This is a genomic window from Kineococcus sp. AC630 (assembly GCF_979255925.1).
In genome coordinates, this window is the sequence record NZ_CEEDMJ010000010.1 from 140,013 (window position 1) to 162,165 (window position 22,153).

Annotated in this window: 21 protein-coding genes; 3 read left to right on the top strand and 18 right to left on the bottom strand. The window is 72.3% G+C overall.

The window, feature by feature from the left end; translation table 11 throughout:
- Positions 1-15: 15 nt before the first annotated feature.
- The 4 genes from AC0I8G_RS12610 to AC0I8G_RS12625 form a co-directional block, all read right to left on the bottom strand.
- A complete protein-coding gene (locus AC0I8G_RS12610; protein WP_471730227.1) occupies positions 16-558 on the bottom strand; it encodes an FxsA family protein in 543 nt (180 codons plus the stop codon).
- Positions 555-2,210 (bottom strand): apolipoprotein N-acyltransferase, encoded by a 1,656-nt coding sequence (lnt, locus tag AC0I8G_RS12615; RefSeq protein ID WP_471730228.1) that lies wholly within the window; start codon positions 2,208-2,210, stop codon positions 555-557. The genes AC0I8G_RS12610 and lnt overlap by 4 nt, the downstream gene beginning before the upstream one ends.
- A 406-nt stretch (positions 2,211-2,616) precedes the next feature.
- The gene (locus AC0I8G_RS12620) at positions 2,617-4,158 is read right to left on the bottom strand and encodes an amidohydrolase (RefSeq protein ID WP_471730270.1); all 1,542 of its coding nucleotides are present in this window, start codon (positions 4,156-4,158) and stop codon (positions 2,617-2,619) included.
- Positions 4,159-4,284: 126 nt separating this feature from the next.
- Positions 4,285-5,142: an SCO4651 family lipoprotein gene (locus AC0I8G_RS12625; protein ID WP_471730229.1), complete on the bottom strand. Its 858-nt coding sequence runs from the start codon at positions 5,140-5,142 to the stop codon at positions 4,285-4,287.
- Positions 5,143-5,292: 150 nt separating this feature from the next.
- Between AC0I8G_RS12625 and AC0I8G_RS12630 the strand changes: the two genes are divergently transcribed.
- A complete protein-coding gene (locus tag AC0I8G_RS12630; RefSeq protein ID WP_471730230.1) occupies positions 5,293-6,231 on the top strand; it encodes a 5'-3' exonuclease in 939 nt (312 codons plus the stop codon).
- On the opposite strand, the gene AC0I8G_RS12635 is transcribed toward AC0I8G_RS12630, so the two are convergent.
- Both AC0I8G_RS12635 and AC0I8G_RS12640 read right to left on the bottom strand, forming a co-directional pair.
- Positions 6,216-7,031, bottom strand: a complete 816-nt coding sequence (locus AC0I8G_RS12635) for a dienelactone hydrolase family protein (RefSeq protein ID WP_471730231.1) — start codon at positions 7,029-7,031, stop codon at positions 6,216-6,218. The genes AC0I8G_RS12630 and AC0I8G_RS12635 overlap by 16 nt on opposite strands.
- Positions 7,024-7,839 (bottom strand): aldo/keto reductase, encoded by an 816-nt coding sequence (locus AC0I8G_RS12640; RefSeq protein ID WP_471730232.1) that lies wholly within the window; start codon positions 7,837-7,839, stop codon positions 7,024-7,026. The genes AC0I8G_RS12635 and AC0I8G_RS12640 overlap by 8 nt, the downstream gene beginning before the upstream one ends.
- Before the next feature lie 51 nt (positions 7,840-7,890).
- Here AC0I8G_RS12640 and AC0I8G_RS12645 point away from each other — a divergent pair, with 51 nt between their 5' ends.
- Positions 7,891-8,646, top strand: a complete 756-nt coding sequence (locus tag AC0I8G_RS12645; RefSeq protein WP_471730233.1) for a class I SAM-dependent methyltransferase — start codon at positions 7,891-7,893, stop codon at positions 8,644-8,646.
- Between the two features lie 15 nt (positions 8,647-8,661).
- On the opposite strand, the gene AC0I8G_RS12650 is transcribed toward AC0I8G_RS12645, so the two are convergent.
- The 7 genes from AC0I8G_RS12650 to AC0I8G_RS12680 all read right to left on the bottom strand — a co-directional run bounded on the left by AC0I8G_RS12650 (position 8,662) and on the right by AC0I8G_RS12680 (position 16,261).
- Complete coding sequence (locus tag AC0I8G_RS12650) at positions 8,662-11,457, bottom strand: DEAD/DEAH box helicase (RefSeq protein WP_471730234.1); 2,796 nt, start codon at positions 11,455-11,457, stop codon at positions 8,662-8,664.
- Positions 11,458-11,471: 14 nt separating this feature from the next.
- A complete protein-coding gene (locus AC0I8G_RS12655) occupies positions 11,472-12,371 on the bottom strand; it encodes a diacylglycerol/lipid kinase family protein (protein ID WP_471730235.1) in 900 nt (299 codons plus the stop codon).
- Positions 12,372-12,375: 4 nt separating this feature from the next.
- Complete coding sequence (tatC, locus tag AC0I8G_RS12660) at positions 12,376-13,245, bottom strand: twin-arginine translocase subunit TatC (protein WP_471730236.1); 870 nt, start codon at positions 13,243-13,245, stop codon at positions 12,376-12,378.
- Positions 13,246-13,277: 32 nt separating this feature from the next.
- A complete protein-coding gene (gene tatA, locus AC0I8G_RS12665; RefSeq protein WP_380256628.1) occupies positions 13,278-13,565 on the bottom strand; it encodes a Sec-independent protein translocase subunit TatA in 288 nt (95 codons plus the stop codon).
- A gap of 202 nt (positions 13,566-13,767) precedes the next feature.
- Complete coding sequence (locus AC0I8G_RS12670) at positions 13,768-14,106, bottom strand: hypothetical protein (protein ID WP_328296112.1); 339 nt, start codon at positions 14,104-14,106, stop codon at positions 13,768-13,770.
- A gap of 167 nt (positions 14,107-14,273) precedes the next feature.
- Positions 14,274-15,251, bottom strand: coding sequence for a helix-turn-helix transcriptional regulator (locus tag AC0I8G_RS12675; RefSeq protein WP_380256626.1), 978 nt, complete (start codon positions 15,249-15,251; stop codon positions 14,274-14,276).
- Positions 15,248-16,261: a helix-turn-helix transcriptional regulator gene (locus AC0I8G_RS12680; RefSeq protein ID WP_380256624.1), complete on the bottom strand. Its 1,014-nt coding sequence runs from the start codon at positions 16,259-16,261 to the stop codon at positions 15,248-15,250. Before AC0I8G_RS12680 ends, AC0I8G_RS12675 begins: the two co-directional genes overlap by 4 nt.
- Before the next feature lie 56 nt (positions 16,262-16,317).
- On the opposite strand from AC0I8G_RS12680, the gene AC0I8G_RS12685 reads away from it, so the two are divergent.
- Positions 16,318-17,409 (top strand): DUF3866 family protein, encoded by a 1,092-nt coding sequence (locus AC0I8G_RS12685; RefSeq protein WP_471730237.1) that lies wholly within the window; start codon positions 16,318-16,320, stop codon positions 17,407-17,409.
- 233 nt (positions 17,410-17,642) lie between these two features.
- Here the strand turns inward: AC0I8G_RS12685 and AC0I8G_RS12690 are convergent, their stop codons facing one another.
- The 5 genes from AC0I8G_RS12690 to prcB form a co-directional block, all read right to left on the bottom strand.
- On the bottom strand, positions 17,643-18,020 hold the full coding sequence (locus tag AC0I8G_RS12690) for an FKBP-type peptidyl-prolyl cis-trans isomerase (protein ID WP_328296108.1): 378 nt from the start codon (positions 18,018-18,020) through the stop codon (positions 17,643-17,645).
- 36 nt (positions 18,021-18,056) lie between these two features.
- Positions 18,057-19,055, bottom strand: coding sequence for an FKBP-type peptidyl-prolyl cis-trans isomerase (locus AC0I8G_RS12695; protein ID WP_471730238.1), 999 nt, complete (start codon positions 19,053-19,055; stop codon positions 18,057-18,059).
- Between the two features lie 68 nt (positions 19,056-19,123).
- Positions 19,124-20,485: a Pup--protein ligase gene (pafA, locus tag AC0I8G_RS12700; protein ID WP_471730239.1), complete on the bottom strand. Its 1,362-nt coding sequence runs from the start codon at positions 20,483-20,485 to the stop codon at positions 19,124-19,126.
- A gap of 64 nt (positions 20,486-20,549) precedes the next feature.
- Positions 20,550-21,263 carry a proteasome subunit alpha gene (prcA, locus tag AC0I8G_RS12705; RefSeq protein ID WP_380156389.1) on the bottom strand — a complete coding sequence of 238 codons (714 nt, stop codon included), beginning with the start codon at positions 21,261-21,263 and terminating at the stop codon, positions 20,550-20,552.
- Positions 21,264-21,265: 2 nt separating this feature from the next.
- Complete coding sequence (gene prcB / locus AC0I8G_RS12710) at positions 21,266-22,153, bottom strand: proteasome subunit beta (RefSeq protein WP_471730240.1); 888 nt, start codon at positions 22,151-22,153, stop codon at positions 21,266-21,268.

Here is a 22,153-nt window from a genome sequence, read left to right on the forward strand (position 1 = left end):
AGCGCTCGGTCGGGGTCAGCGACCGAGTTCGCGCGGGTCCTCGACGACCTCACCGTCGACGATCTCACCGTCGACGACGTCCCCGTGCTCGACGACGTCACCCACGACGACCGTGCCCCCGGCCTCGCGCACGGCGCGTTCCACCCGGGTCCGCACCAGGCGGACGAAGAGGGCGCGCAGCAGCCGCCGCGTCGGCGGCAGGATGCACAGCAGGCCCACGACGTCGCTGATCAAGCCGGGCAGGATGAGCAGCACGCCACCGGCCCCCGCGAGGACGGCGTTGCCGACGAGGCCGGGCTGCTGGCCGGGGACGGGCGCCCCGAAGGGCACCGACGCCGTCTGGCGGAACGCCGCCACCGCCCGGCGCCCGGCGCGGCGCAGCACGAGAGCCCCGCCGAACGTCTCGGCGACGACCAGCACGAACACCCAGCCACCGCCGACGAGGTGCCCGAGCTGGACGAGCAGCCAGACCTCCAGCGCCAGCAGCAGCACCAGGCCCACCGGGATCCACGACGTCCAGCGGCGCCGGCGCACCGGTGGGGCGGAGGAGGCGCTCACGCCGGCACCGGATCACCCGTGGGTGCGTCGGGGACCCGCCGCCGGGTGCCCCGGCCGCGGCGGTCGGGCCGGGTGCCGCGGCGGGCGGTCAGCAGCAGGAGCAGCGCGAGGCCGCTCAGCACGTACTCGGGTCCGGCCCCGACCTTCGTCGCGATCGTCTCGGTGGAACGCAGCACAACATCTCCCTGGAGGACGTCCTGGGTGAACAACGTGCTCTCGTCGTGGGCCGTTCCGTCGGGACTGATGATCGAGCTGACCCCGACCGTGGAGATCTGCACGACGGCCCGCCCGCTCTCCACGGCCCGCAGCCGCGACATCGCGAGCTGCTGGACGGCCTCGTCGGAGTAGCCGAACGTCGCGTTGTTGGTCTGGACGACGAGGAACTGCGCGCCGGCCCGCACGGAGTCGCGGACGGTGTCGTCGAAGGCGACCTCGAAGCAGATGACGTCGCCGACCCGGACACCGTTCATCTCCAGCAGCCCGACGTGGTCACCGTGGACGAAGTCGCGGGAGATCAGGTCGACCTTGTCGCTGAAGATCCGGAAGAAGGACCGGTAGGGCATGTACTCCCCGAACGGGGCCGGCCGCTGCTTCACGTAGTGCCGGGTGTCGTCCTCGAGCGCGCCGTCCAGGCCGTCCTGGGGGGTCACCACGATCCCCGTGTTGGACACGAAGCGGCCCGGACCGTCCAGGACGGCACCGACGAGGACGGGGACGCCGATCGCCCTCGTCGCCGACTCGATGACGGCCGCCGCGTCGGCGTTCTCGAAGGGGTCGATGTCGCTGGAGTTCTCCGGCCACAGCACCAGGTCGGGTCGCTGCGCGGTCCCCGCCTGCACCGCGGCCGCCAGGGCCTGCGTCGCGCCGGCGTGGTTGTCCAGCACCGCACGCCGTTCGGCGTTGAACTCCAGCCCGGCCTCGGGGACGTCGCCCTGCACCGCAGCGATGCGCTTCGTGCCCTCCTCCGCGCCCGTGGGACGTGGGACGAGCGCCCCCGCCCAGGTGACGAGCACGGCGAGGAGCAGGGACACGACCGCGGGCCGCAGCCGGGGTGTGCCCCGCACAGCCCCCAGCGGAGCAGGCAGCCGTCGCAGCGCGAGCACGGCGAGGGCGAGGAACGCGCCCGCCAGGGCCACGCCGAAGGTGACGGCGGGAGAACCGCCCAGCGCGGCGAGCCCCAGGGTCGGCGCGTCGGCCTGGGAGAACGCGACGCGTCCCCACGGGAACCCCTCGAAGGGGAACCGCGCCCGCGCGGCCTCCAGGGCCACCCACCCGGTCGCGACGGCCAACGGGGCCAGCCCCCAGCGCGCGCGCTGCAGCCGGGGCAGGAAGGCCCCCAGGACGGCGTAGAAGAGCGCGCACACGACGGAGAGCGCGGACCAGGGCAGCAGACCGACGTAGGTCCCGCTCCACGCCAGGTGCGGGAACATGAAGGCCAGGCCGAAGAGGAGGCCGGCCAGGAACCCGCGCCGGGCGCGCACCCCGTGGGTGGCCAGGCTCAGCAGGGCGATGCCCACGACGGCCGTGGGCCACCACCCCGACGGCGACACCGACCCGGGGAACGCCGCCCACGTGGCGACACCGCCCGCGAGGGCCAGCAGCAGCGCCACCGGCAGCTTCGCAGGAGCAGGATCAGCCGGTCGCACGCGCATCCCGCGAGGGTAAGCGAGGAACGCGGGAACGGGGCCACCGCGGGTCGCGCCGGTCGGGGCCGAACAACAGGTCGAGTCCGCGCGCCCTTCGTGCCGTCGCGCGCCCCGTCGGCCACGAGGTGCGTGCCGTTGTCTAGGGGTGCACGGACTCGACCCCGCCCACTCCGGTCGGTCAGCGCTCCACACGTCGTCGCAGGTGGTGCGGCTGAAACGGCGGTGGCGCGGCGCACCGATCGGTACTCCTCGTCGTGGACTGCACCTCAGAAGCTACTCAGCCGCCGCCTGCTGTCAACCTGCCCGTGACCTGCGACGACGTGCATCGCGGCAGGTCACACCCGACCCACGAGCAGCCACCAGCAGCCCTCGCCCGGCGTGTCGCCCGGCGTGTCGGACACCGGCAGGTGTCCTAGGACCGGTCGTGCACGACGACCCCGTCGACGACGGTCCGGCGACACACCGGCTCCGGCGCACCGGGGCCCAGGTCGGGCAGTCCCGGAGTCCCCGAACGGGCGTCCGTGCTCCACCCCGACAACCGACGGTCGGGAGCCTGCACCACGAGGTCCTGCACGTCCCAGACCGCGTACGTCGCCGGCGCCCCCGGGCGCAGGACACCCGGGTGGCCCCGCCCCGCCAGCCGGTGACCGCCCCGCGTGTGGGCCAGGAACGCCGCCCGCACCGACACCGCCCGCACCTCGTCGTGCCCGAACCCCGCCGCCCGCACCGCAGCCCACGGAGCGAACGGGGTCACGGGCGTGTCCGAGCCGAACGCCAACGGCACCCCGGCCGCCGCGAACGCCGCGAACGGGTGGCTCGCCCGCACCCGCTCCACCCCGAGACGGGTCTCGTACAACCCACCCGGGCCGCCCCACCGCGCGTCGAACGCGGGCTGGACGCTGACCGAGGTCCCGAACCGCGCCAACGCCGCCACCACCTCCGGCCCCGCCATCACCGCGTGCTCGACGCGGTGGCCCGCCGAGGCCAGCGCCGGGACACCCAGATCGCCCGCCACGGCCTCCAGCGCCTCCGCGACCACCGCCAGCGCGGCGTCGCCGATCGCGTGGAACGCGGCCTGGACCCCGGCCCGCGTGCAGGCGTGCAGGTGGTCCCGCACGGCGCTCGCGTCCAGGTGCAGCGAGCCGCGGTGCCCGGGGGCGTCGGCGTAGTCGGCGCGCAACGCGGCCGTGCGGGAACCGATGGCCCCGTCGATCGTGAGGTCGCCCCCCAACCCGGCGACCCGTGCGCTCGTCCCCGCCAGGACCGCGGCGACCTCCTCGGGCGAAGCGACCCGGTGCGCGAGGTAGCCCACGACGTCCGGCAGGGCCTCGGCGTCCGAGAGCGCCTGCAGCGCCTCCAGGTCACCGGGCGGGGCGAGCCAGGGCCCGGACATCTCGTGGACCGTGCCGATCCCCGCGGCCGCCGCGGCCTGCAGGGCGGCCCGGCGGGCGAACTGCGCCGCCTGCGGGCTCAGCGCGTCCCAGCGAGCCTCCAGCGCCGCGTGGTGGGCCTCCCGGCGCACCACGCCGTCCTCGTCCCACCCCTCCAGACCGCGCAACCCCGCCGCCTGGGCCAACGACGTCGACACGAGGGCGCTGTGACCGTCCACCCGCGACAGCAGGACCGGCGCCCCACCTGCGGCCCGGTCCAGCTCGGTGCGCGTCGGGACCCGCCCGTCCTCGAAGCGGGACTCGTCCCACCCGAAACCGGCCAGCAACTCCCCCGGCCGCGCCCGGACCGCCACCGCGTCCAGCAGGTCCCCCGCGCTGCGGACCCCCGCGAGGTCCAGCCCGGTCTCGCGCAGACCCGTCTCCGTCAGGTGCACGTGCGCGTCCACGAACGCCGGTGTGATCAACCGGCCGTCCAGCTCGACGACCTCGTCACCCTCCCGCGTCCACGCCGACGCGGCCTCCTCCGGCCCCACCCACGCGACCGAGGAGCCCTCCACGAGCATCGCCGTCGCGAACGGGTCGGCGGGTGAGTACACCGCCCCACCGCGGTAGAGCCGTCGGGTCGCACCAGCGCTGGGTTCCACGCGAGGCAGCGTAGGAGCCGCCCCGCGCGGGACCCACCGCAGGGTTCAGGCGCCCGCAGCCGCCGGCTCGCCCGCCAGGGCCCCCATGTCCGGGGCCTGCGTCACGCTGGCCGGGTCCGGAGCGGCCACGTCGACCGAGCTGCCCCAGTCGTAGTAGTCCATCGAGACGTTCAGCGTCGACCCCTCGACGGTGACCTGCTCGGTCATGCGCACCGGCCGGTTCTGGTCGTCGACGTAGAGCGTGAACGGGATCGAACCCAGCTGTGCCGCAGCCGCCTTCGCCTCGTCGGTCTGCTGCTCGGCCGGAGCCAGCTCCAGGGCCTTCGCCGCGTCGATCGTCCCCGCGTACCCCTTCGCCTGCACCCCGCGCACGGAGATCGGGGCGACCTCCTTGACGCCGTCGGCGACACCCTCCAACTGCTCCAGCGACTTCGCCGGGTCCATCGAGGAGGTGTCCAGACCCGTCGCGCCGAGCTGGTCCAGCGGCATCTTCATCCACTGCCCCTCGGCCGTCAGCGGCGCACCCGAGAGGTACGCCACACCGTCGACCATCCGGAAGGTCAGCTTCGACCCCCCGGCCTCGGCGGGCAGCGACATCGTCATCTCGAAAGCGTTCTTGGCGATGTCGAACGCGCCGTCACCCGAGAAGTTCAGGGCCTGCCCGGAGGCGGTGCCGTCCATCGTGAAGGAGAACTTGCCGCTCCCGGCCTCCTTCGACTGCACCGAGGAGGCCTTGACGACCTGCATCGCGGTCAGTTCGGTCGCGGGCGAGGACGTGGCGGTCGTCGGCTTGCTCGCGGAGTCGTCACCGCCACCACACGCCCCCAGACCGAGAGCGAGCACGGCCGCGCCGCTCACGGCCAACGTGCTGATCCGACGACGGCGACGGGTGCTGGTGTTCATGGAAGGTCCCCCCTGGTCGGGCTGTGACTTCGGTGTGGATTCGATTCCCACCCTCACAGCTTGACCCGTCCGGCGCCCGTCGGCGTCACCCATCCGGACCGAACCTCCACGACATCCGACGGACCCCACCCACCCCCTACGGTGAAGCCCATGACGTCGTCGACCGGGGCCCCCGCGCAGAAGCTGATGCTGATCGACTCCGCCTCGCTGTACTTCCGCGCCTTCCACGGCGTCCCCGAGTCGATCACCGCCCCCGACGGGACCCCCGTCAACGCCGTCCGCGGATTCCTCGACTCCCTCGCCCACCTGCTCACCACCTACCGCCCCACTCGGCTCGTCGCCTGCTGGGACGACGACTGGCGCCCCGCCTTCCGCGTCGAGGCCCTGCCCTCCTACAAGGCCCACCGCGTCGCCCCCGACGGTGGCGAGGAAGCCCCCGACCAGCTGCTCCCCCAGGTCGACGTCATCGTCGACGTCCTCGCCGCCCTCGGTCTCACCCGCGTCGGCGCCCCCGGCTACGAAGCCGACGACGTCATGGCCACCCTCACCGTCCGCTCGAAGGACCCCGTCGACGTCGTCACCGGCGACCGCGACCTCTTCCAGCTCGTCGACGACGACCTCGGCGTCCGCGTCGTCTACTGCGGCAAGGGCGTCCGCAAGGCCGACCTCGTCGACCAACCCTGGCTGCACACCAAGTACGGCGTCAGCACCGGCCAGGCCTACGCCGACATGGCCGTCCTGCGCGGCGACCCCTCCGACGGCCTCCCCGGCGTCCCCGGCATCGGCGAGAAGACTGCCGCCGCCCTGATCAACCGCTACGGCGACCTCGCCGCCCTCGTCGCCGCCGCCGACGACCCCACCACCGGCCTCTCCCCCGGCCAGCGCCGCAAGCTCCTCGACGCCCGCGACTACCTCACCGCCGCGACCGTCGTCGTCAACACCGCCCGCGACGTCCCCCTCCCCGACCTCGACGACACCCTCCCCCGCGAACCCGCCGACCTCGACGCCCTCGGCGCACTCGTCCACCGCTGGGGCATCCAGTCCAGCGTCGAGCGCGTCCTCACCACCCTCGTTCAGCCCCGCGACTGACCGAGGCGCTCCCGCAGGAAACCCACGACCTGTCCCCGCGCCTCGAACGCCGGATGACCCGGGCGCTCGCGGACCTCGTGGGTGAGGACGGAGTGGGCGCCCTTCGAGAACTCGCCGGGGTTGCCCGGCCCGGAGTCGAGTTCGATGACCCGGAACGCGTCCCCGAGGCGGGCCGAGATCGTCGCGAAGCGCGCCGCGGGGACGGCGGCGTCGCGGGTGAAGCGCAGACCCAGGGCGCACACCGAACCCGTCGCGGCGCGTTCGGCGATCCGGTCCAACTCCGCCGGGCTCGTCGCCGGGTCGGCCCGGTGCCTCCTCGACACGGGGAAGGGCAGGGCCGGCTGGCTCAGGACAGCGGCGCCCACGGAGTCGTCGACGGCCGCGGCCAACGCGAAACCTCCCGTGAAGCACATCCCGATGACCCCCACGCCCCGGCCCGGCGTGCGGCCGGCGAGGTCGGAGGCCAGGGCGCGGAGGAAGTCGGTGAAGGGCCGGTGCGCCCCGAGCGCGAAGGCGCGGAACTCGCTCGCGACGCACAGCCTCGCCACCGTCGCCGCGACGTAGCCGGTGCTGGCCGCCCGCCCGGGCGTGCCGAACGGCGAGGGGACGACGACGGTGAACCCCTCCGCCACCAGGTGGTCGGCCAACCCGACGACCTCGGGTGTGAACCCGGGGACCTCCGGGACGAGCACGACCCCGGGTCCCCGACCCCGTTCGTAGCAGTCGTAGGTCTGGCCCCCACCGGTGAACGGGCTCCGGGTCCAGTCCTGCACCCTCCCGACCGGGGCGGTGTCAGTCACGGTGCAGCGCGTCCAGGACCGTGAGGTCGGCGGCGGAGATCTCGAAGTCGAGGTCGGCGTTCTCCGCGATGCGCGAGGGGGTCGTGCTCTTGGGCAGCGGCAGGACGTCCTTCTGCAGCAGGTACTTCAGGCAGACCTGCGCGACGGTGCGGCCGTAGTTCGCCGCGACCGCCGCGATCGCCTCGTCGTCGACGAGACCACCGGTGGCCAGCGGGGAGTACCCCTCGACGAGGATCCCCTTCTCCTTGCACCACGTCGTCGTCTCGTCCTGGGTGTTGCCGATGAACCAGCGGATCTGGTTCACGTGCGGCAGCACGCTCGTCGCGGCGGTCAGCGACTCCAGGTCGGCCACGGAGAAGTTCGAGACGCCGATGGAACGGGCCCGTCCGGAGGCGTGGATCTCCTCCAGCGCCGTCCAGACCGCGATGTTGCCCTCGCGGCAGTCCTTGCCCATCTCGCTCCAGGGCCACGGCGCGTGGACGAGGTAGAGGTCGACGTGGTCGAGCTGCAGGTCGGCCAGGGAGGCCTCGAAGCTGGCGAGGGCCTCGTCGTGGTCCTTGATCTCGGCGGGCAGCTTCGTGGTCACGAAGACGTCCTCGCGGGCCAGGCCGCTGTCGCGCACGGCGCGGGCGACGCTGGCCTCGTTGCCGTAGGCGCGGGCGGAGTCGACGTGGCGGTAGCCCGTCGTCAGCGCCGTGGTGGTGGCGTCGTAGGCGGCGTCCCCGTCGGGGATCTGCCAGGTGCCGAACCCGACCTTGGGGATCTCGACGCCGTTGGAGAGGGTGAAGGTGTCGGTCAGTGTGCTCACGCGCTCAGGCAACCACACGCTCCCCGCAGGTGCGCGGGCGTACCGTCCAGCATGGCCTTCGACGTCGCCGCGGACTACGACCGGTTCATGGGCCGCTTCGCCGTCCCCCTCGCCCGGCGGACGGTGGCCGCCCTCGGACCCCGGCCCGGTCAGCGTGCCCTGGACGTCGGGTGCGGTTCCGGCGCGCTCACCGCGGAACTCGTCGGAGTGCTCGGTGCGCCGGCCGTCGCCGCCGTCGACCCCGCCCCGGAGCCCGTCGCTGCGGTCGCGCGACGTCTCCCCGGCGTGGACGCGCGCGTCGCCGCGGCGGAGTTCCTCCCCCACGACGACGAGACCTTCGACCTCAGCGTCGCGCAACTCGTCGTGCACTTCATGGCCGACCCGGTGGGCGGGCTGCGGGAGATGCGCCGGGTGACCCGTCCCGGCGGACGCGTCGCGGCCAGCGTCTGGGACTTCGGCGGGCAACGCAGCCCGCTGACCACGTTCTGGACGGCGGTGCGCAGCCTCGACCCCGCAGCTCGGGGCGAACCCGGTCGGTCGGGGAGGGTGCAGGGCGAACTCGCCGACCTCTTCCGGGGTGCGGACCTGCCGCCCGACCTCGACGACGAGCTCACGGTCGAGGTCGGCTACGACTCCTTCGACGCGTGGTGGGAGTCCTACACCCTCGGCGTCGGGCCGGCCGGGGACCACGTGGCCCGGTTGGGGCCCAGCGCCCGGGAGACCCTGCGCCGGCGGTGCGCGGAACTCCTCCCCCACGGGGCGTTCACCGTGGAGGCCACCGCCTGGTTCGTCGCCGCACCCCGGTGAGGGCCCCGGGACGGCTCAGGTCAGGGAGGTGTGGGCGACGACCCCGCGGCGCACCGCGTCGACGGCGTCCCGCGCCGCCTTGCGCACCCCGGGCTCCGTGGAGGCGATGCCGATCTGGTCCAGCAGGTCGACGAGCTGCTTGCACCGGCGGACGAAGTCACCCGCGGCCAGGTCCGCCTCGCGGAGGACCTCGTCGAGGCGGTGCCCGCTGGCCCAGCGGTGCACGGCCCAGGCGAGCCCGGCGTCGGGTTCGCGGGTCGCGGGCACCTTGTGGTGGTCCTCGCGGTCGGTGAGGTCGCTCCACAACCGGTGGGTCGTGGCGATGGCCGCCTCGACCTTGCGCGGGATGCGGTCGGGGCGTCCGCCCTCGTCGCGGCGCGACTCGTGGACCAGCGTCGAGACCGCGGCCGCGAGGTCGGGGGCGCTCAGCCCGGTCCACGCGCCGTGGCGCAGGCACTGGGCGACGAGCAGGTCGGTCTCGGCGTTGATCCGGCGCAGCGTGCGCCCCTCGTCCGTGACGGACAACCCGTCCGCCCCGAGGTAGTCCAGTTCCGCCAGCAGGTCGCAGACCCGGTCGAAGGTCCGGGCGATGGTGCCCGTGCGGCCCTCGATCTTGCGCTGCAGACCCTGGGTGTCGTGGCGCAGCTTCTCCTCGCGCACCGCCCACCGGGCGTGCTCCTCACGTTCGGAGCAACCGTGGCAGGGGTGGGCCTTCAACCGGTCGCGCAAGGTGACCAGTTCCCGGTCCTCACCCGCCGTCGACGTCCGGCGGCGGCGCGGGACGTCGCCGCCCCCGACCTCGGCCAGGGCGTTGCGCAACGACGACGCCAGGTCGCGACGTTCCTGTGGGGAGCGCCAGTTGAAGTTCTTCGGGATCCGCACCCGCGTCACGGGTTCCACGGCACCGGAGAACTCACCGGAGTCGATGGTCCGGACCTGGCGGTCCTGGCTGAGGATGCGCGGGGACGGCCCGTCGAACCCCTTCCCGGGCAACAGGTCCAGGACGACACCGAACGTCGCGCGCCGCCCACCGGGGAGCTTCACCACGTCACCGCGGCCCAAGCCTTCGATGGACTCGCGGGCCTCGGTGCGCCGCGCCGCGACCCCGGACCGGGAGAGTTCCTTCTCCCGGTCGCTGATGGCCTGGCGGAGCGCGAAGTACTCACCGAAGTCGCCGAGGTGGCAGGTCATCGCCTCGGTGTAACCGCGCAGCGCCTCCTGCTGGGACCTGATCTTCTGCGCCTGCCCGACGACGGCCCGGTCGGCCTGGAACTGCGCGAAGGAGGTCTCCAGGATCTCGCGGGCCCGTTCGCGGCCGACCTGCTCCACGAGGTTCACGGCCATGTTGTAGGTCGGCCGGAAGCTGGAACGCAGCGGGAACGTGCGTCGCGAGGCGAGACCGGCGACGGCCTCCGGATCGGTCTGGTTCGACCACAGGACGACGGCGTGGCCTTCGACGTCGATCCCGCGCCGACCGGCGCGACCGGTCAGCTGGGTGTACTCCCCCGGCGTGATGTCGACGTGGGTCTGCCCGTTCCACTTCACCAGGCGTTCCAGGACGACGGAACGGGCCGGCATGTTCACGCCGAGCGCGAGGGTCTCGGTCGCGAAGACGGCCTTGACGTAGCCGGCTGCGAAGAGGTGCTCGACGGTCTCCTTGAACACCGGCAGCAGGCCGGCGTGGTGGGCGGCGAGTCCGCGCTCCAGCCCGTCCAGCCACTCCCAGTACCCGAGGACGGCGAGGTCGGAACTGGGGATCTCCGAGCAGCGCTCCTCGGCGATCGCACGGATCGCCCGCCCCTCCTCGGGCGTGGTGAGCCGCAACCCCCACGCGACGCACTGCTGGACGGCCGCGTCGCAGCCCGCGCGGCTGAAGATGAACGTGATCGCCGGCAGCAACCCGGCCTGGTCGAGGGTGTCCAGGATCTGCGCCCGCGAGGCAGGACGGCCGACCCCGGAGGGGCGGTGACCGCCCGGGCCGGGCCGCTGCTGACTGCGGCGCCGCCCGCGACCACCCGGTCCGGCGAGCCGGTCGGAACGGACCTGCTGGCGCGACATCGCGACGAGCTCGGGATTGACGATGGCGCCCGGCACGAGCGATCCCTCGTCGCCCTCCAGGGCCTCGCCGTCGGGGTCGGTGAAGAGGTCGTAGAGGCGGGTCCCGACGGCGAGGTGCTGCCAGAGCGGGACCGGCCGGTGCTCGGAGACGACGATCTCGGTGTCCCCGCGCACGGTGTCCAGCCACGCGCCGAACTCCTCGGCGTTGCTGACCGTCGCCGACAGCGAGACGACCAGCACCTCCGAGGGCAGGTGGATGATCACCTCTTCCCAGACGGCGCCGCGGGAACGGTCGGCGAGGTAGTGGACCTCGTCCATGACGACGTAGCCGAGGCCGTCGAGCAGCGGGCTGTCCGCGTAGAGCATGTTGCGCAGGACCTCCGTCGTCATGACGACGACGGGAGCCTCACCGTTGACGGAGTTGTCGCCGGTGAGCAGGCCGACGGCGGCGGAGCCGTGGCGTTCGACGAGCTCGGTGTACTTCTGGTTGGACAGGGCCTTGATGGGCGTCGTGTAGAACGCCTTGCGACCGGTCTGCAACGCCAGGTGCGCCGCGAACTCCCCGACGACGGTCTTGCCCGCGCCGGTGGGGGCGGCGACGAGGACGCCGCGACCTGCTTCCAGGGCCTGGCACGCCTGCAGCTGGAAGCCGTCGAGCTCGAAGCCCACCGTGCTCGCGAACTGTGCCAGCTCGGTCCTGGAATCTTCGGTGCGACGGCGCGCTGCCGCGTAGCGTTCCGCGGGGCTCGCCATGGGCTGACAGTACGTCAGCCGAGCACCCGCAGCGCGCCCGGTACCACGGTGCAGGTGACGGGGAGGTGCCCGAACGGTTCGCCGTCGGCGTGGGGGTGCGGCTGCGCTGCGCCGGGGAGGACCTCGAGGGTGACGCTGCGGACCCGGTGGACGTGGACGGCGGGCAGCTTCAGGTGCGCACCCCGACGAGCCCGGGGGAAGAGCTGCAACGCGGCGATCGGTGGCAGGCGGTCCACGACGACGACGTCGAGGAGCCCGTCCGTCGGGTCGGCGTCGGGGGCCATGAGGATGCCGCCGCCGTAGCTGCGGGTGTTGGCGACGGCGACGAGCAGGCACTCCTGCTCGACGGTGGTGCTGTCGAGGGTGATCCGCATCGGCAGCCCCCGGACGACGGCGAGCTCCCGCACCGCGGCCAGGGTGTAGCGCGCGGGCCCGCGCGGCCAGCGCCAGGAGTTGGCGCGTTCGTTGATGAGGGCGTCGACACCGGAGGCGAGGATGCTGCCGAACCAGTTCGACCCCACCCGCACGGCGTCGACCGTCCGCGACCGCCCCTCGTGCAGGGCCGTGGAGACGAGCTCCGCCGAACGCACCGGATCACCCAGCGGGAGGTCGAGCCCGCGGGCCAGGTCGTTGCCGGTGCCGGCGGGGACGATGCCCAGGGCGGTCGACGTGCCGGCGACGGCCTCGAGCCCGGCGTGCACCAGACCGTCGCCCCCGACCACGACGAGGGCCTCGAACTCGCCCGCCCGCTCGCGCGCGGCGCGAGCGGAGGAGGCGAAGTCGAGGCCCGAGAGGTCGGTCACCGAGTGACCGAGGCGGTGCAGGGTGGAGAGGACGTGGGCACCAGCGACACGACCAACCCCGCGACCCGCCGTCGGGTTCACGAGGAGGCCGACCCGCCCCCGAGAGGTCATCGGGTCAGATGGCGCTGGCTTCGTCGTCGCTGAGGTTCGTGTAGTCCGGCTCGTCAGAGTTCTTGGCACGGCGTCGGTCACTGAGGAGACAGATGACCGTGGCGACGGCGAAGAGGATGAGCAGTGGGCAGGCGAGCAGCAGCATCGTCGTGATGTCGGACGTCGGCGTCACGATCGCGGAGAAGAGGAAGCTCAGGAAGACGCTGATGCGCCACTGCTTCAGGATCGCCTTGCCGGACAGCAGGTGAGCGAAGTTGAGCCCGACCAGGACCACCGGCATGAGGAACCCGACGCCGAAGGCCAGGATGATGCGCATCGTGAAGCTGAGGTAGATCGACGAGTCGATGACGTTCGACCCGTTCTCGGGGGTGAAGTCGATGAGGAACCGGACTGCGTTCGGCAGAACGCTGTAGGCGATCCCCGCCCCGAGGAGGAACAGCGGCACCGCAGCGGAGATGAACCCCACCGCGTAGCGACGTTCCTTCCGGGTCAGCCCCGGCGTGATGAACGCCCAGAACTGCCACAGCCAGAACGGACTCGAGGCGATGACACCGACCCAGATCGCACCCTTGATGGCGAAGTCGAAGGCAGACCCGACCTGACCGAAGTTGATGCTGACGTTGCTCAGGTTCTTGGCCGCCGCAGCCTTGACCAGCGGGTCCTGGATGAGACCGAAGATCCCGCCGTGGAAGCTGGGCAGACCCCAGAACGGCTCGTTCCACCCGCGCCACAAGAACCAGCCCAGGATGCTGCCGATCAACAGGGCGATACCGGCCTTGACGGCGCGGTTGCGCAGCTCCTTCAGGTGGTCCATGAGGGGCATGCGCCCCTCGGGATCCTTGGAGGAGCGTCGTCGGACGGTGGTGACGGCCATGTCAGGGATGCGATCTCAGGCGGTGCGGCGGGTCAGGACGCGCGCGTCTGGTGCTCGGACGCCGCCTTGGCCTGCGCCTCTTCGGCGGCCAGCTTGGCTTCGAGGGCCGTGGGCTCGGAGTCGAGGCCGGCGGTGGTCGGAGACTTCGTGGTCTCCTCCTTGCCGTCGTTCTTCATCTCCTTGACCTCGGACTTGAAGATGCGCATCGAGCGGCCGAGGCCACGCGCGGCGTCGGGCAGACGCTTGCTGCCGAACAGCGCGATGATCAGCACGACGAGGATGACGAGCACCCAGGGGTGGTCGACGAGGTTGCGGAACATCAGTCCTCCAGGGTTGGACGAAGCGCGGCCATCGTACGTCGATCGAAGCCGTCTGTGGGACAAGCATGCGCGTCGAGTCGCCCGAACACCTCCCCTGAGGCGTCTCCTGGGCACACTCCCGGTGAACACCCAGGAAGCACGAGAGCCGCCCTGCGGACGCCGTGGCGTCCGCGGAGCGGCTCTCGGGGAGTGTGGGGGTGCGTCAGCGCACGGTGCGCAGGCCGCGGGCGGCCAGCGAGGCGAGGTCGTCGCAGGAGTCGAGCACGAGGGCGAAGTCCAGGACGTCGTCCCAGGCGATGGTCGAGCCGTTGTGCTCCTCCATGGCCTCGGCGGGGATGGTCCAACGCTCCACGGCGACCCCGCCGGAGACGAGCAGCGCGACGACGTCCTCGCCGGCGGGCTTGCGGACCTCGTCCTTGCACTTCGGGCAACCGAAGGCGTAGAACGACCGCTCCTTGGCGGAGCACACCACGAGGCGGACCTGCTTCGGGGTCAGTTCAACGTCGCCGCAGCAGGGGCAGGAAGCCTTGATCGTGGTCATCTCGAGCACCTTCCGTTTCGTGGTGTAGGTCCGGCGGACGCTTTCCGCCGTCCGACAACCACTGCTTCGGCACGTCCTCGCGATCCCTTGAACGCCCTTTCGGCCCAACCTTGACACATGCCGTGACCTTGTGCGTTCACTTCGTTACAGACAGTCGCCGAAACGGCTCAGCGGTACCGCTCCAGGGCGGCCAGGGCGCCGTTGCGCACGTCCACGGCCAGCTCCGGCGGGTCGACGACGCGGGCGCCGGCGCCGAGGCGCAGGAGCAGCCGGTGCACCCAGTGCGTGTCCGCCGTGCGGAGCCTCACGCGCAGGGCGGCGTCCTCCCAGCCGTCCTCCGGCGCGTCCTCGACGGAGTCGACGGGGTAGTAGTCGACGACCCACGCGGCCTGCTGGGCCAGGTCGATGGTGACGACGAGGTCGTCCGGGCTGGGCTCGAACAGGTCGGAGCCCACGTCGCGCGAGACCGCCTGCGTCGGTGGGGTCCCGTCGACGTCGAGGACCTCGGCGGACTCGATCCGGTCGACCCGGAACAACCGGACACCCTCGGCGCGGTGGCACCACGCCTCCAGGTACCAGCGTCCCTCCACGCTCACCAGCCGCATCGGGTCCACGTCGCGTTCCGTGCGCTCGTCCCGGCTCGGCACGAGGTAGCTCAGGTGCAGGCGCCGGTGCTCGCGCAGGGCGGCACGGCAGGTCTCCAGGACAGCGGCGCTCTCCTCCCCCGAGCTGACGTCCACGGTCACCGATCCCGCGGCCCGGCCCGCCTCCCCCGTCGCCTCCGACAGCTTCGCCATCGCGCCCTCGAGGGCCTCGCGGTCGTGCAGACCGGGGACCTGGGCCAGCGTGCGCAGACCCACGAGCAGGGCGACGGCCTCGTCGACGCCGAGGCGGGCCGGGCGCGCGATCGGGTCGGCGTTGGAGAGGTAGACCCGCCCGGAGTCCCAGCGGGCGTCGATGAGGTCGTCGGGCATGTGCCCGGGCGTCCCGCAGACGAAGAGCAGCTCCAGGTCGTGCACGAGGTCGTCGTCGCTGATGCCGAAGTGCTCCGAGGCCTCCTCCAGCGGGATGCCCTGGTGGGTGAGCAGGTAGGGGACCATCGCCAGCAACCGCGACAGCCGCTCCGTCGACGCGCTGCCGCTCATGCGCCCGCCGCCCCACGGAGTCGGCGCACCACGGCGTCGCGCAGGTCCTGCGGTTCGAGGACCAGGACGTCCGCGCCGTAGCCGGCGATCTCGTCCGCGCTCACCTCCACGTCGCTGACCTCCACCACGACCACGTCCTCCCCGGATCCTGCCTCGACGCTGCGGGCCCGGCGCCGCAACGCCAGGCCGCTGCCCTCCGTGACCAGCAGCCGTGCTTCCCGGGGCGGCCGGACGGGTCCGATGCTGCCCGCGACGATCTCGCGCGGGTCGATGCCCTCGGGCACGTCGTAGCTGCCGGCCCGTCCGATCCGCTTGACCGCGGAGGCGACCCGGGACAGGCGGAAGACCCGCGAGTCCGCACGGTCCCGGTCGTGCCCAACGAGGTACCAGCGCCCGTGCCAGCTGACGATGGCCCACGGTTCGACGTGGCGGGTCGCGGGTTCGCCGCCGGCGCGGCGGTAGGTGAAGGACACCGGGGTCTTGTCGCGGGTCGCGGCGTAGAGGGGGTCGAAGGCGGGTTCCGCCGTGCGCACCCGCGGTTCCACGCCGATGAGGGAGCTCTCGTCGGGTTCGACGCCGAGGCTGCGCAGCTTCACCAGCGCGCGGGTCGCGGGGCCGGCGAGGCTCGCCTGCTGCCAGACCCGGCTGGCCAGCGAGAGGACGGCGAGCTCGCCCGGGGTGAACCGGATCTCGGGCAGCGCGTAGGCCTCGCGGTCGATCCGGTAGCCGGCCTCGTCCTCGAACAGCGGGTCCTCGCCGCCGGTGTCGAGGGGGACGCCGAGTTCGCGCAGGTCCTCCTTGTCGCGCTCGAACATCCGCTCGAAGGCGACGGTGGTGGCGCAGTCGGCGTACTGCGGGACGGCCGTGCGGATCTGCTCCTTGGTGAGCCAGCGGCGCGTCGCGGACAGCGCGATCACGAGGTTCAGCAGCCGTTCGGTGCGACGGGCTCCGCGGGCAGCCGCGGCCGCCCCACCCGGTGGGCTCGAGGACGTCGCAGGGGTCGTCGTCATGGTGAGCCGGACGCTACCGGAACCGCGCTCGGAAGCACCCTGCGTACGCTCGAAGCGTGACGATCCGGTGGCGTTCTGCAACTGTCCAGCGACTCGGGGCGTCGTGGCCCGGTTCCCAGGAGCTGTTCGTGACCCTCACGTCGGGGCCCGAGGCGGGCACCGAGGTGAAGGCCCTGGCCCACCCCGACCTCGTCGGCTCCCCGCAGCCGGGCGAGCGGGTGCTGCTCAACACCTCCGCGCTGGCCCGGGGCCTGGGAACGGGTGGCTACGCCCTCGTCGTCGCGCTGCCCGACGCGTTGCCCGCCGACCCGCCCGCCGGGCCCGGCCACCTCGTGAAGGCCCGCTACACCCCGCTGCAGACGATGGTCCTGGGCGTGGACGACCAGGAGTCGGAGCACCACGCCCTGCTCTCCGACGCCGACGACCTCGACGCCACCCCCGTCGTCGTCGCCGACCTGCACTCCGCGCTGCCCGCGATCCTGGCCGGGGTCCGTGCCGAGGCCCCCGGCGCGAGGGTCGTCTACGTGATGACCGACGGCGGGGCGCTGCCGGCCGCGTTCTCCCGCGCCGTCGCCGGGCTGCGGGAGGCGGGGTGGCTCACGAGCTGCGTGAGCACGGGCCAGGCCTTCGGGGGCGACCTGGAGGCCTCGACCGTCCACACCGGTCTGCTCGCGGCGAAGCTCGTCGCGGGCGCCGACGTCGTCGTCGTCGCGCAGGGCCCCGGCAACCTGGGGACGGGATCGCGCTGGGGCTTCTCCGGCGTCGCCGTGGGTGAGGCCCTCAACGCCGCCGCCGTGCTGGGCGGACGTCCCGTCGCGGCCCTGCGGGTGTCCGAGGCCGACGCCCGCGACCGCCACCGCGGTGTCTCGCACCACACGCTCACCGCAGTCGGGCGTGTCGCCCTCGCCCCCGTCGACGTCGTCGTCCCCGACTCCCCCGGCGCGTTCTTCGACGGCGTCCGCGACCAGGCCCGGTCCCTCTGCGGGCGCCACACCTACGTCGAGGTCCCCGGAGCCGGCCTCGACGAAGCCCTGGCCACGAGCCCCGTGCGCCTCTCGACCATGGGCCGCGGCCTCGACACCGATCGCGCCGCCTTCCTCACCGCCGCCGCCGCCGGCCGCCACGCCGCCCGCCTCCTCACCTCGTGAAGGGGAACGTGGTGCCCGGGCCCCGGAAACCCGCCTGATCGAGCCTCGCTGGCCCCGTGGCCGTTCAGGAGTCCCACGAAGGGCAACGCAAAAGGGCGGCGGCTGACCCTCGTCCTCGGATGTCCGGAGTGAGCGCCGACGCCAGGACGTGAGTCCCACCGCGAACCAGCGCGAACGGAGCATCCGAGGACGAGGGCCAGCCACCGCCCGGAAGCAGACCTGACCCGAGGGGACTAGCTGACGTCCACGAGGTCGACGACGAAGATCAGGGTTTCCCCACCCTTGATGGCGCCGCCGGCGCCGCGGTCCCCGTAGCCGAGGTGCGGCGGGATGACGAGCTTGCGTCGGCCGCCGACCTTCATGCCCAGCAGGCCCTGGTCCCAGCCCTTGATGACCATGCCCGCGCCGACGGGGAAGTCGAGCGGCTGGCCGCGGTTCCAGGAGGAGTCGAACTCCTCGCCGGTGCTGAAGGCGACACCGACGTAGTGCGCGCTGACGGTCTTGCCGGGGGTGGCCTCGGTGCCGTCGCCGACGATCTCGTCGGTGATCACGAGGTCGGCCGGCGGCTCGCCCTCGGGGAAGTCGATCTCGGGCTTGGTGCGTTCAGTCATGGTGGGAACCCTAACGTCAGCGTCGTCGGTGGGGACTCAGTAGCCGTCGAGGATGTCGACGACGAAGATCAGCGCACCGGCGGGCTGGCCGCCGGTGGGCTCGTCGCCGTAGGCCTTGGCGGCGGGGATGACGAGCAGCACGCGACTGCCGACGGTCTGGCCGATGAGGCCCTCGTCCCAGCCGGTGATGAGCTTGCCGACGCCGATCTGGGTCTCGAAGGCCTGGGAGGTCCACGAGGTCTGGAAGACCTTGCCGTCGGCCAGCGTCGCGCCGACGTACTGCATCTTGACGTTCATGCCCGGGGTCAACGGTGCGCCGGTGCCCTGGATGAGCGGCTGCACGATCGTGTCGGCGGGCGGGCTCGGGTTCGAGACGGTGAAGCCGGTGGGGACCTTCTTGTCGTCGTAGGTCACGACGGGCAGGTCCGCGGGCGGCGTCACCGGGGTGCCCTCGGCCATCGAGGGGATGACGCGGACGACGTCGGCGACCATGACGATGGTCGTGGAGGCGTCGACGTTCTCCTTGCCGAACTGGCTGACGGAGTCGCCGAAGCCGTCGGCGGGGGCGATGGCGATGACGAGGCGGTCCCCGACCTTGGTCCCCACGAACCCGCGGGCGAGTCCCTTGGTGATCTCGGCGAGGGTGAAGCGGGCGTTGGTCTTGCCGTAGCTGGAGTCCAGCTTGTCGTGGGTGGAACCGGCGTAGAGGACGTAGGCGAACTCGACCTCGTCGGTGGCCGTGACCTCGGCCCCGGTGCCGGGGGCGACGACCTTGCGCGAGGTCTGCGTGACGGTCAGCGGCGGGGTGAAGTCGACGGTCGGCTCGATCGTCGGGTTCACCTCACCGGTGACGGTCACGGCGAGCTTCTCGTCGTCGACGGCGGGTTCGATCGTGTTGGCGGACGCGGTCGCCGACGCGCTCAGCGCTGCCTCGTCGGGCGCGTCCCCCTCGGAGGCGCAGGCGCCGAGCAGGGTCATCGCCAGGGCGGCGGAGGCGGACAGGACGGCGGTACGGCGGCGCACGGAGGTCCTCACAGTCGTGACGGTCGAGGTGGAACTGCCTCACCCTAACCGTGGAGCCTGTGCCCGCGCCGCGAGACCGATCACATGCTGTCGATGAGCCGTTCCACACGGTCGTCGACGGCCTTGAACGGGTCCTTGCACAGGACCGTGCGCTGCGCCTGGTCGTTGAGCTTCAGGTGCACCCAGTCGACGGTGAAGTCGCGGCGCTTCTCCTGCGCCGCGCGCACGAAGTCGCCCCGCAGCTTGGCGCGGGTCGTCTGCGGCGGGACGCTCATCGCCTCGAACACCTCGATGTCGGAGCAGACCCGGTCGGCCATCCCGCGGTCGGCGAGCATGTAGTGCAGGCCGCGCTTGCGGTGGATGTCGTGGTAGGCGAGGTCGAGGCGCGCGATGCGCGGCGAGGTCAGCGGCAGGTCGTGCTTGGCCATGTAGCGGTCGAGCAGCTTCTTCTTGATGACCCAGTCGACCTCGTGGTCCACCAGGGAGAAGTCCTGCGTCGCGACGGCCCGCAGCGCCCGCTCCCACAGGTCCAGGACCCGCTTGACGTTGGGCGTCTGCAGCCCGCGGTGCTCGACGAACTCCTTCGCCTTCTCCAGGTACTCCTCCTGGATCTCCAGCGCGGAGGCCTCACGGCCGTTGGCGAGACGAACGGGTTTGCGCCCCGTCATGTCGTGACTGATCTCCCGGATGGCCCGGATGGGGTTCTCCATGGTCATCTCCCGCAGCACGACGCCTTCCTCGATCATCCGCAGCACGAGGTCGGTGGCGCCGACCTTCAGCATCGTCGTGGTCTCGGACATGTTGGAGTCGCCGACGATGACGTGCAGGCGCCGGTAGCGCTCGGCGTCGGCGTGCGGTTCGTCGCGGGTGTTGATGATGGGGCGGCTGCGGGTGGTGGCGGAGGAGACGCCCTCCCAGATGTGGTCGGCGCGCTGGGAGAGGGAGTAGACCGCGCCGCGGGGGGTCTGCACGACTTTGCCGGCCCCGACGATCAGCTGGCGCGAGACGAGGAAGGGGATGAGGACGTCGGAGAGGCGACCGAACTCCCCGTGCCGCGACACCAGGTAGTTCTCGTGGCAGCCGTAGGAGTTGCCCGCGGAGTCGGTGTTGTTCTTGAAGAGGAACACCTCACCGGCGATCCCCTCCTCCTCGAGACGTCGTTCGGCGTCGACGAGCAGGCCTTCGAGGGTCCGCTCCCCCGCCCGGTCGTGGACGACGAGCTGGCGGATGTCGTCGCACTCCGGGGAGGCGTACTCGGGGTGCGAGCCCACGTCGAGGTAGAGGCGTGCGCCGTTCTTCAGGAACACGTTGCTCGAACGTCCCCACGACACGACCTTGCGGAACAGGTAGCGGGCCACCTCGTCCGGGGACAGCTTGCGCTGTCCCTCGAACGCGCAGGTGACTCCGAACTCGGTCTCGATCCCGAAGATCCGGCGATCCATTTCCCCACCTTAGGCACTCGGGCGCCGTGCGGCGCAGCGAAACGCGTCGAGCCGACCGGAGCGGTCAGTCCGCCGGGGCGAGCAGTCCTGCGAGGACGGGGCCGGTGAGGCGGCGGAACGTCCGCCGGTCGCGGGTGCGGTCGAGGACGGCGACCTCGAGGTGGTCGGGGGCGATCCGGCGCGGTCCGGAGCCGGCGGCCTCGGCCGCGGCGTCGGAGCCGAGGGCCTCGACGGCGAGCTGGACGGCCTCGGCCAGGGTGAGCCCGGCGTGCCAGCGTTCGCCGAGCTTGGTGGCGATCTGGTCGGCGGAACCGCCCATGGCGACGTAGCCGTGCTCGTCGGCGACGGACCCGTCGTAGGTGAGGCGGTAGATCTGGTCGGTCTCGGGGGTGCGTCCGACCTCGGCGACGACGAGTTCCACCTCGTAGGGCTTCGACTCGGTCGTGAAGATCGCCCCGAGGGTCTGCGCGTAGGCGTTGGCCAGGCCGCGGGCGGTGACGTCGGAACGGTCGTAGGAGTAGCCGCGGACGTCGGCGTAGCGGACGCCGGCGACGCGCAGGTTCTCGAACTCGTTGTACTTGCCGACGGCGGCGAAGGCGACGCGGTCGTAGATCTCGGAGATCTTGTGCAGCGCCCGGGAGGCGTTCTCGGAGACGAAGGCGATGCCGTCGGCGTGGGCGAGGACGACGACCGCGCGTCCGCGGGCGATGCCCTTGCGCGCGTAGTCGGCCTTGTCCTTCATCAACTGCTCGGGCGAGACGTAGAACGGCGTGCTCATCGTCAGTTCCCTCCGCCACCGTTGCCGGCGCTGATGCCGGGGTTGCCCCCGGGGTTGCCGCGCCGTCCGGCCACGACGGCCTCGACGACGGGTTCGAGTTCCTCGTCGGGGACGCGCCGGTAGCCCTGGAGGGTCGCGACGCCCACGACGGGCCAGATCTTGCGCAGCAGGTCCGGGCCGCCGGTGGCGGAGTCGTCGTCGGCTGCGTCCCAGAGGGATTCGATGGCGACGCGGATCGTCTCGGCCTCGGTCATGCCCGGGCGGTACAGCTTCTTCAGCGCACCGCGCGCGAAGATCGACCCCGACCCCACGGTGTGGTGGTCGCGTTCCTCCGACCGCCCGCCGGTCACGTCGTAGCCGATGATGCGGCCCCGGCCGGCGTCGAGGTCGTAGCCGGCGAAGAGCGGGACGACGGCGAGACCCTGCATGGCCATGCCGAGGTTGGCGCGGATCATCGTCGAGAGCCGGTTCGCCTTGCCCTCGAAGGACATCAGGGCGCCTTCGAGCTTCTCGAAGTGCTCGAGTTCCACCTGGAAGAGCCGGATCATCTCCACGGCCAGCCCGGCGACGCCGGCGATCCCGGCGCAGGAGTGCTCGTCGGTCTGGAAGACCTTCTGGATGTCGCGCTGGGCGATCGTGGGCCCGGCGGTGGCGCGCCGGTCACCGGCCATGACCACCCCGTCGGCGAAGACGAGGGCCACGATCGTCGTCGCGTGCGGCGCCTCGCCCGCGCCGGGTCCCCCACCGGGCAGCGGTCCGGTGGTGGGCAGCGTGCGGGCGGAGGGCAGCATCTCCGGCGAGTACTCGCGGACGAAGTCGGTGAAGGACGAGGAACCGGGCCGCAGGAACGCGGCGGGCAACCGTCCTGACTGATCGCTGGAGTGGTTCAC

Bases quoted from the DNA above. Each gene is read 5' to 3' on its own strand.
- lnt (WP_471730228.1), bottom strand. From the start codon at position 2,210: ATGCGCGTGCGACCGGCTGATCCTGCTCCTGCGAAGCTGCCGGTGGCG.
- AC0I8G_RS12620 (WP_471730270.1), bottom strand. From the start codon at position 4,158: ATGCTCGTGGAGGGCTCCTCGGTCGCGTGGGTGGGGCCGGAGGAGGCC.
- AC0I8G_RS12625 (WP_471730229.1), bottom strand. From the start codon at position 5,142: ATGAACACCAGCACCCGTCGCCGTCGTCGGATCAGCACGTTGGCCGTG.
- AC0I8G_RS12630 (WP_471730230.1), top strand. From the start codon at position 5,293: ATGACGTCGTCGACCGGGGCCCCCGCGCAGAAGCTGATGCTGATCGAC.
- AC0I8G_RS12645 (WP_471730233.1), top strand. From the start codon at position 7,891: ATGGCCTTCGACGTCGCCGCGGACTACGACCGGTTCATGGGCCGCTTC.
- AC0I8G_RS12650 (WP_471730234.1), bottom strand. From the start codon at position 11,457: ATGGCGAGCCCCGCGGAACGCTACGCGGCAGCGCGCCGTCGCACCGAA.
- AC0I8G_RS12655 (WP_471730235.1), bottom strand. From the start codon at position 12,371: ATGACCTCTCGGGGGCGGGTCGGCCTCCTCGTGAACCCGACGGCGGGT.
- tatC (WP_471730236.1), bottom strand. From the start codon at position 13,245: ATGGCCGTCACCACCGTCCGACGACGCTCCTCCAAGGATCCCGAGGGG.
- tatA (WP_380256628.1), bottom strand. From the start codon at position 13,565: ATGTTCCGCAACCTCGTCGACCACCCCTGGGTGCTCGTCATCCTCGTC.
- AC0I8G_RS12670 (WP_328296112.1), bottom strand. From the start codon at position 14,106: ATGACCACGATCAAGGCTTCCTGCCCCTGCTGCGGCGACGTTGAACTG.
- AC0I8G_RS12675 (WP_380256626.1), bottom strand. From the start codon at position 15,251: ATGAGCGGCAGCGCGTCGACGGAGCGGCTGTCGCGGTTGCTGGCGATG.
- AC0I8G_RS12680 (WP_380256624.1), bottom strand. From the start codon at position 16,261: ATGACGACGACCCCTGCGACGTCCTCGAGCCCACCGGGTGGGGCGGCC.
- AC0I8G_RS12690 (WP_328296108.1), bottom strand. From the start codon at position 18,020: ATGACTGAACGCACCAAGCCCGAGATCGACTTCCCCGAGGGCGAGCCG.
- pafA (WP_471730239.1), bottom strand. From the start codon at position 20,485: ATGGATCGCCGGATCTTCGGGATCGAGACCGAGTTCGGAGTCACCTGC.
- prcA (WP_380156389.1), bottom strand. From the start codon at position 21,263: ATGAGCACGCCGTTCTACGTCTCGCCCGAGCAGTTGATGAAGGACAAG.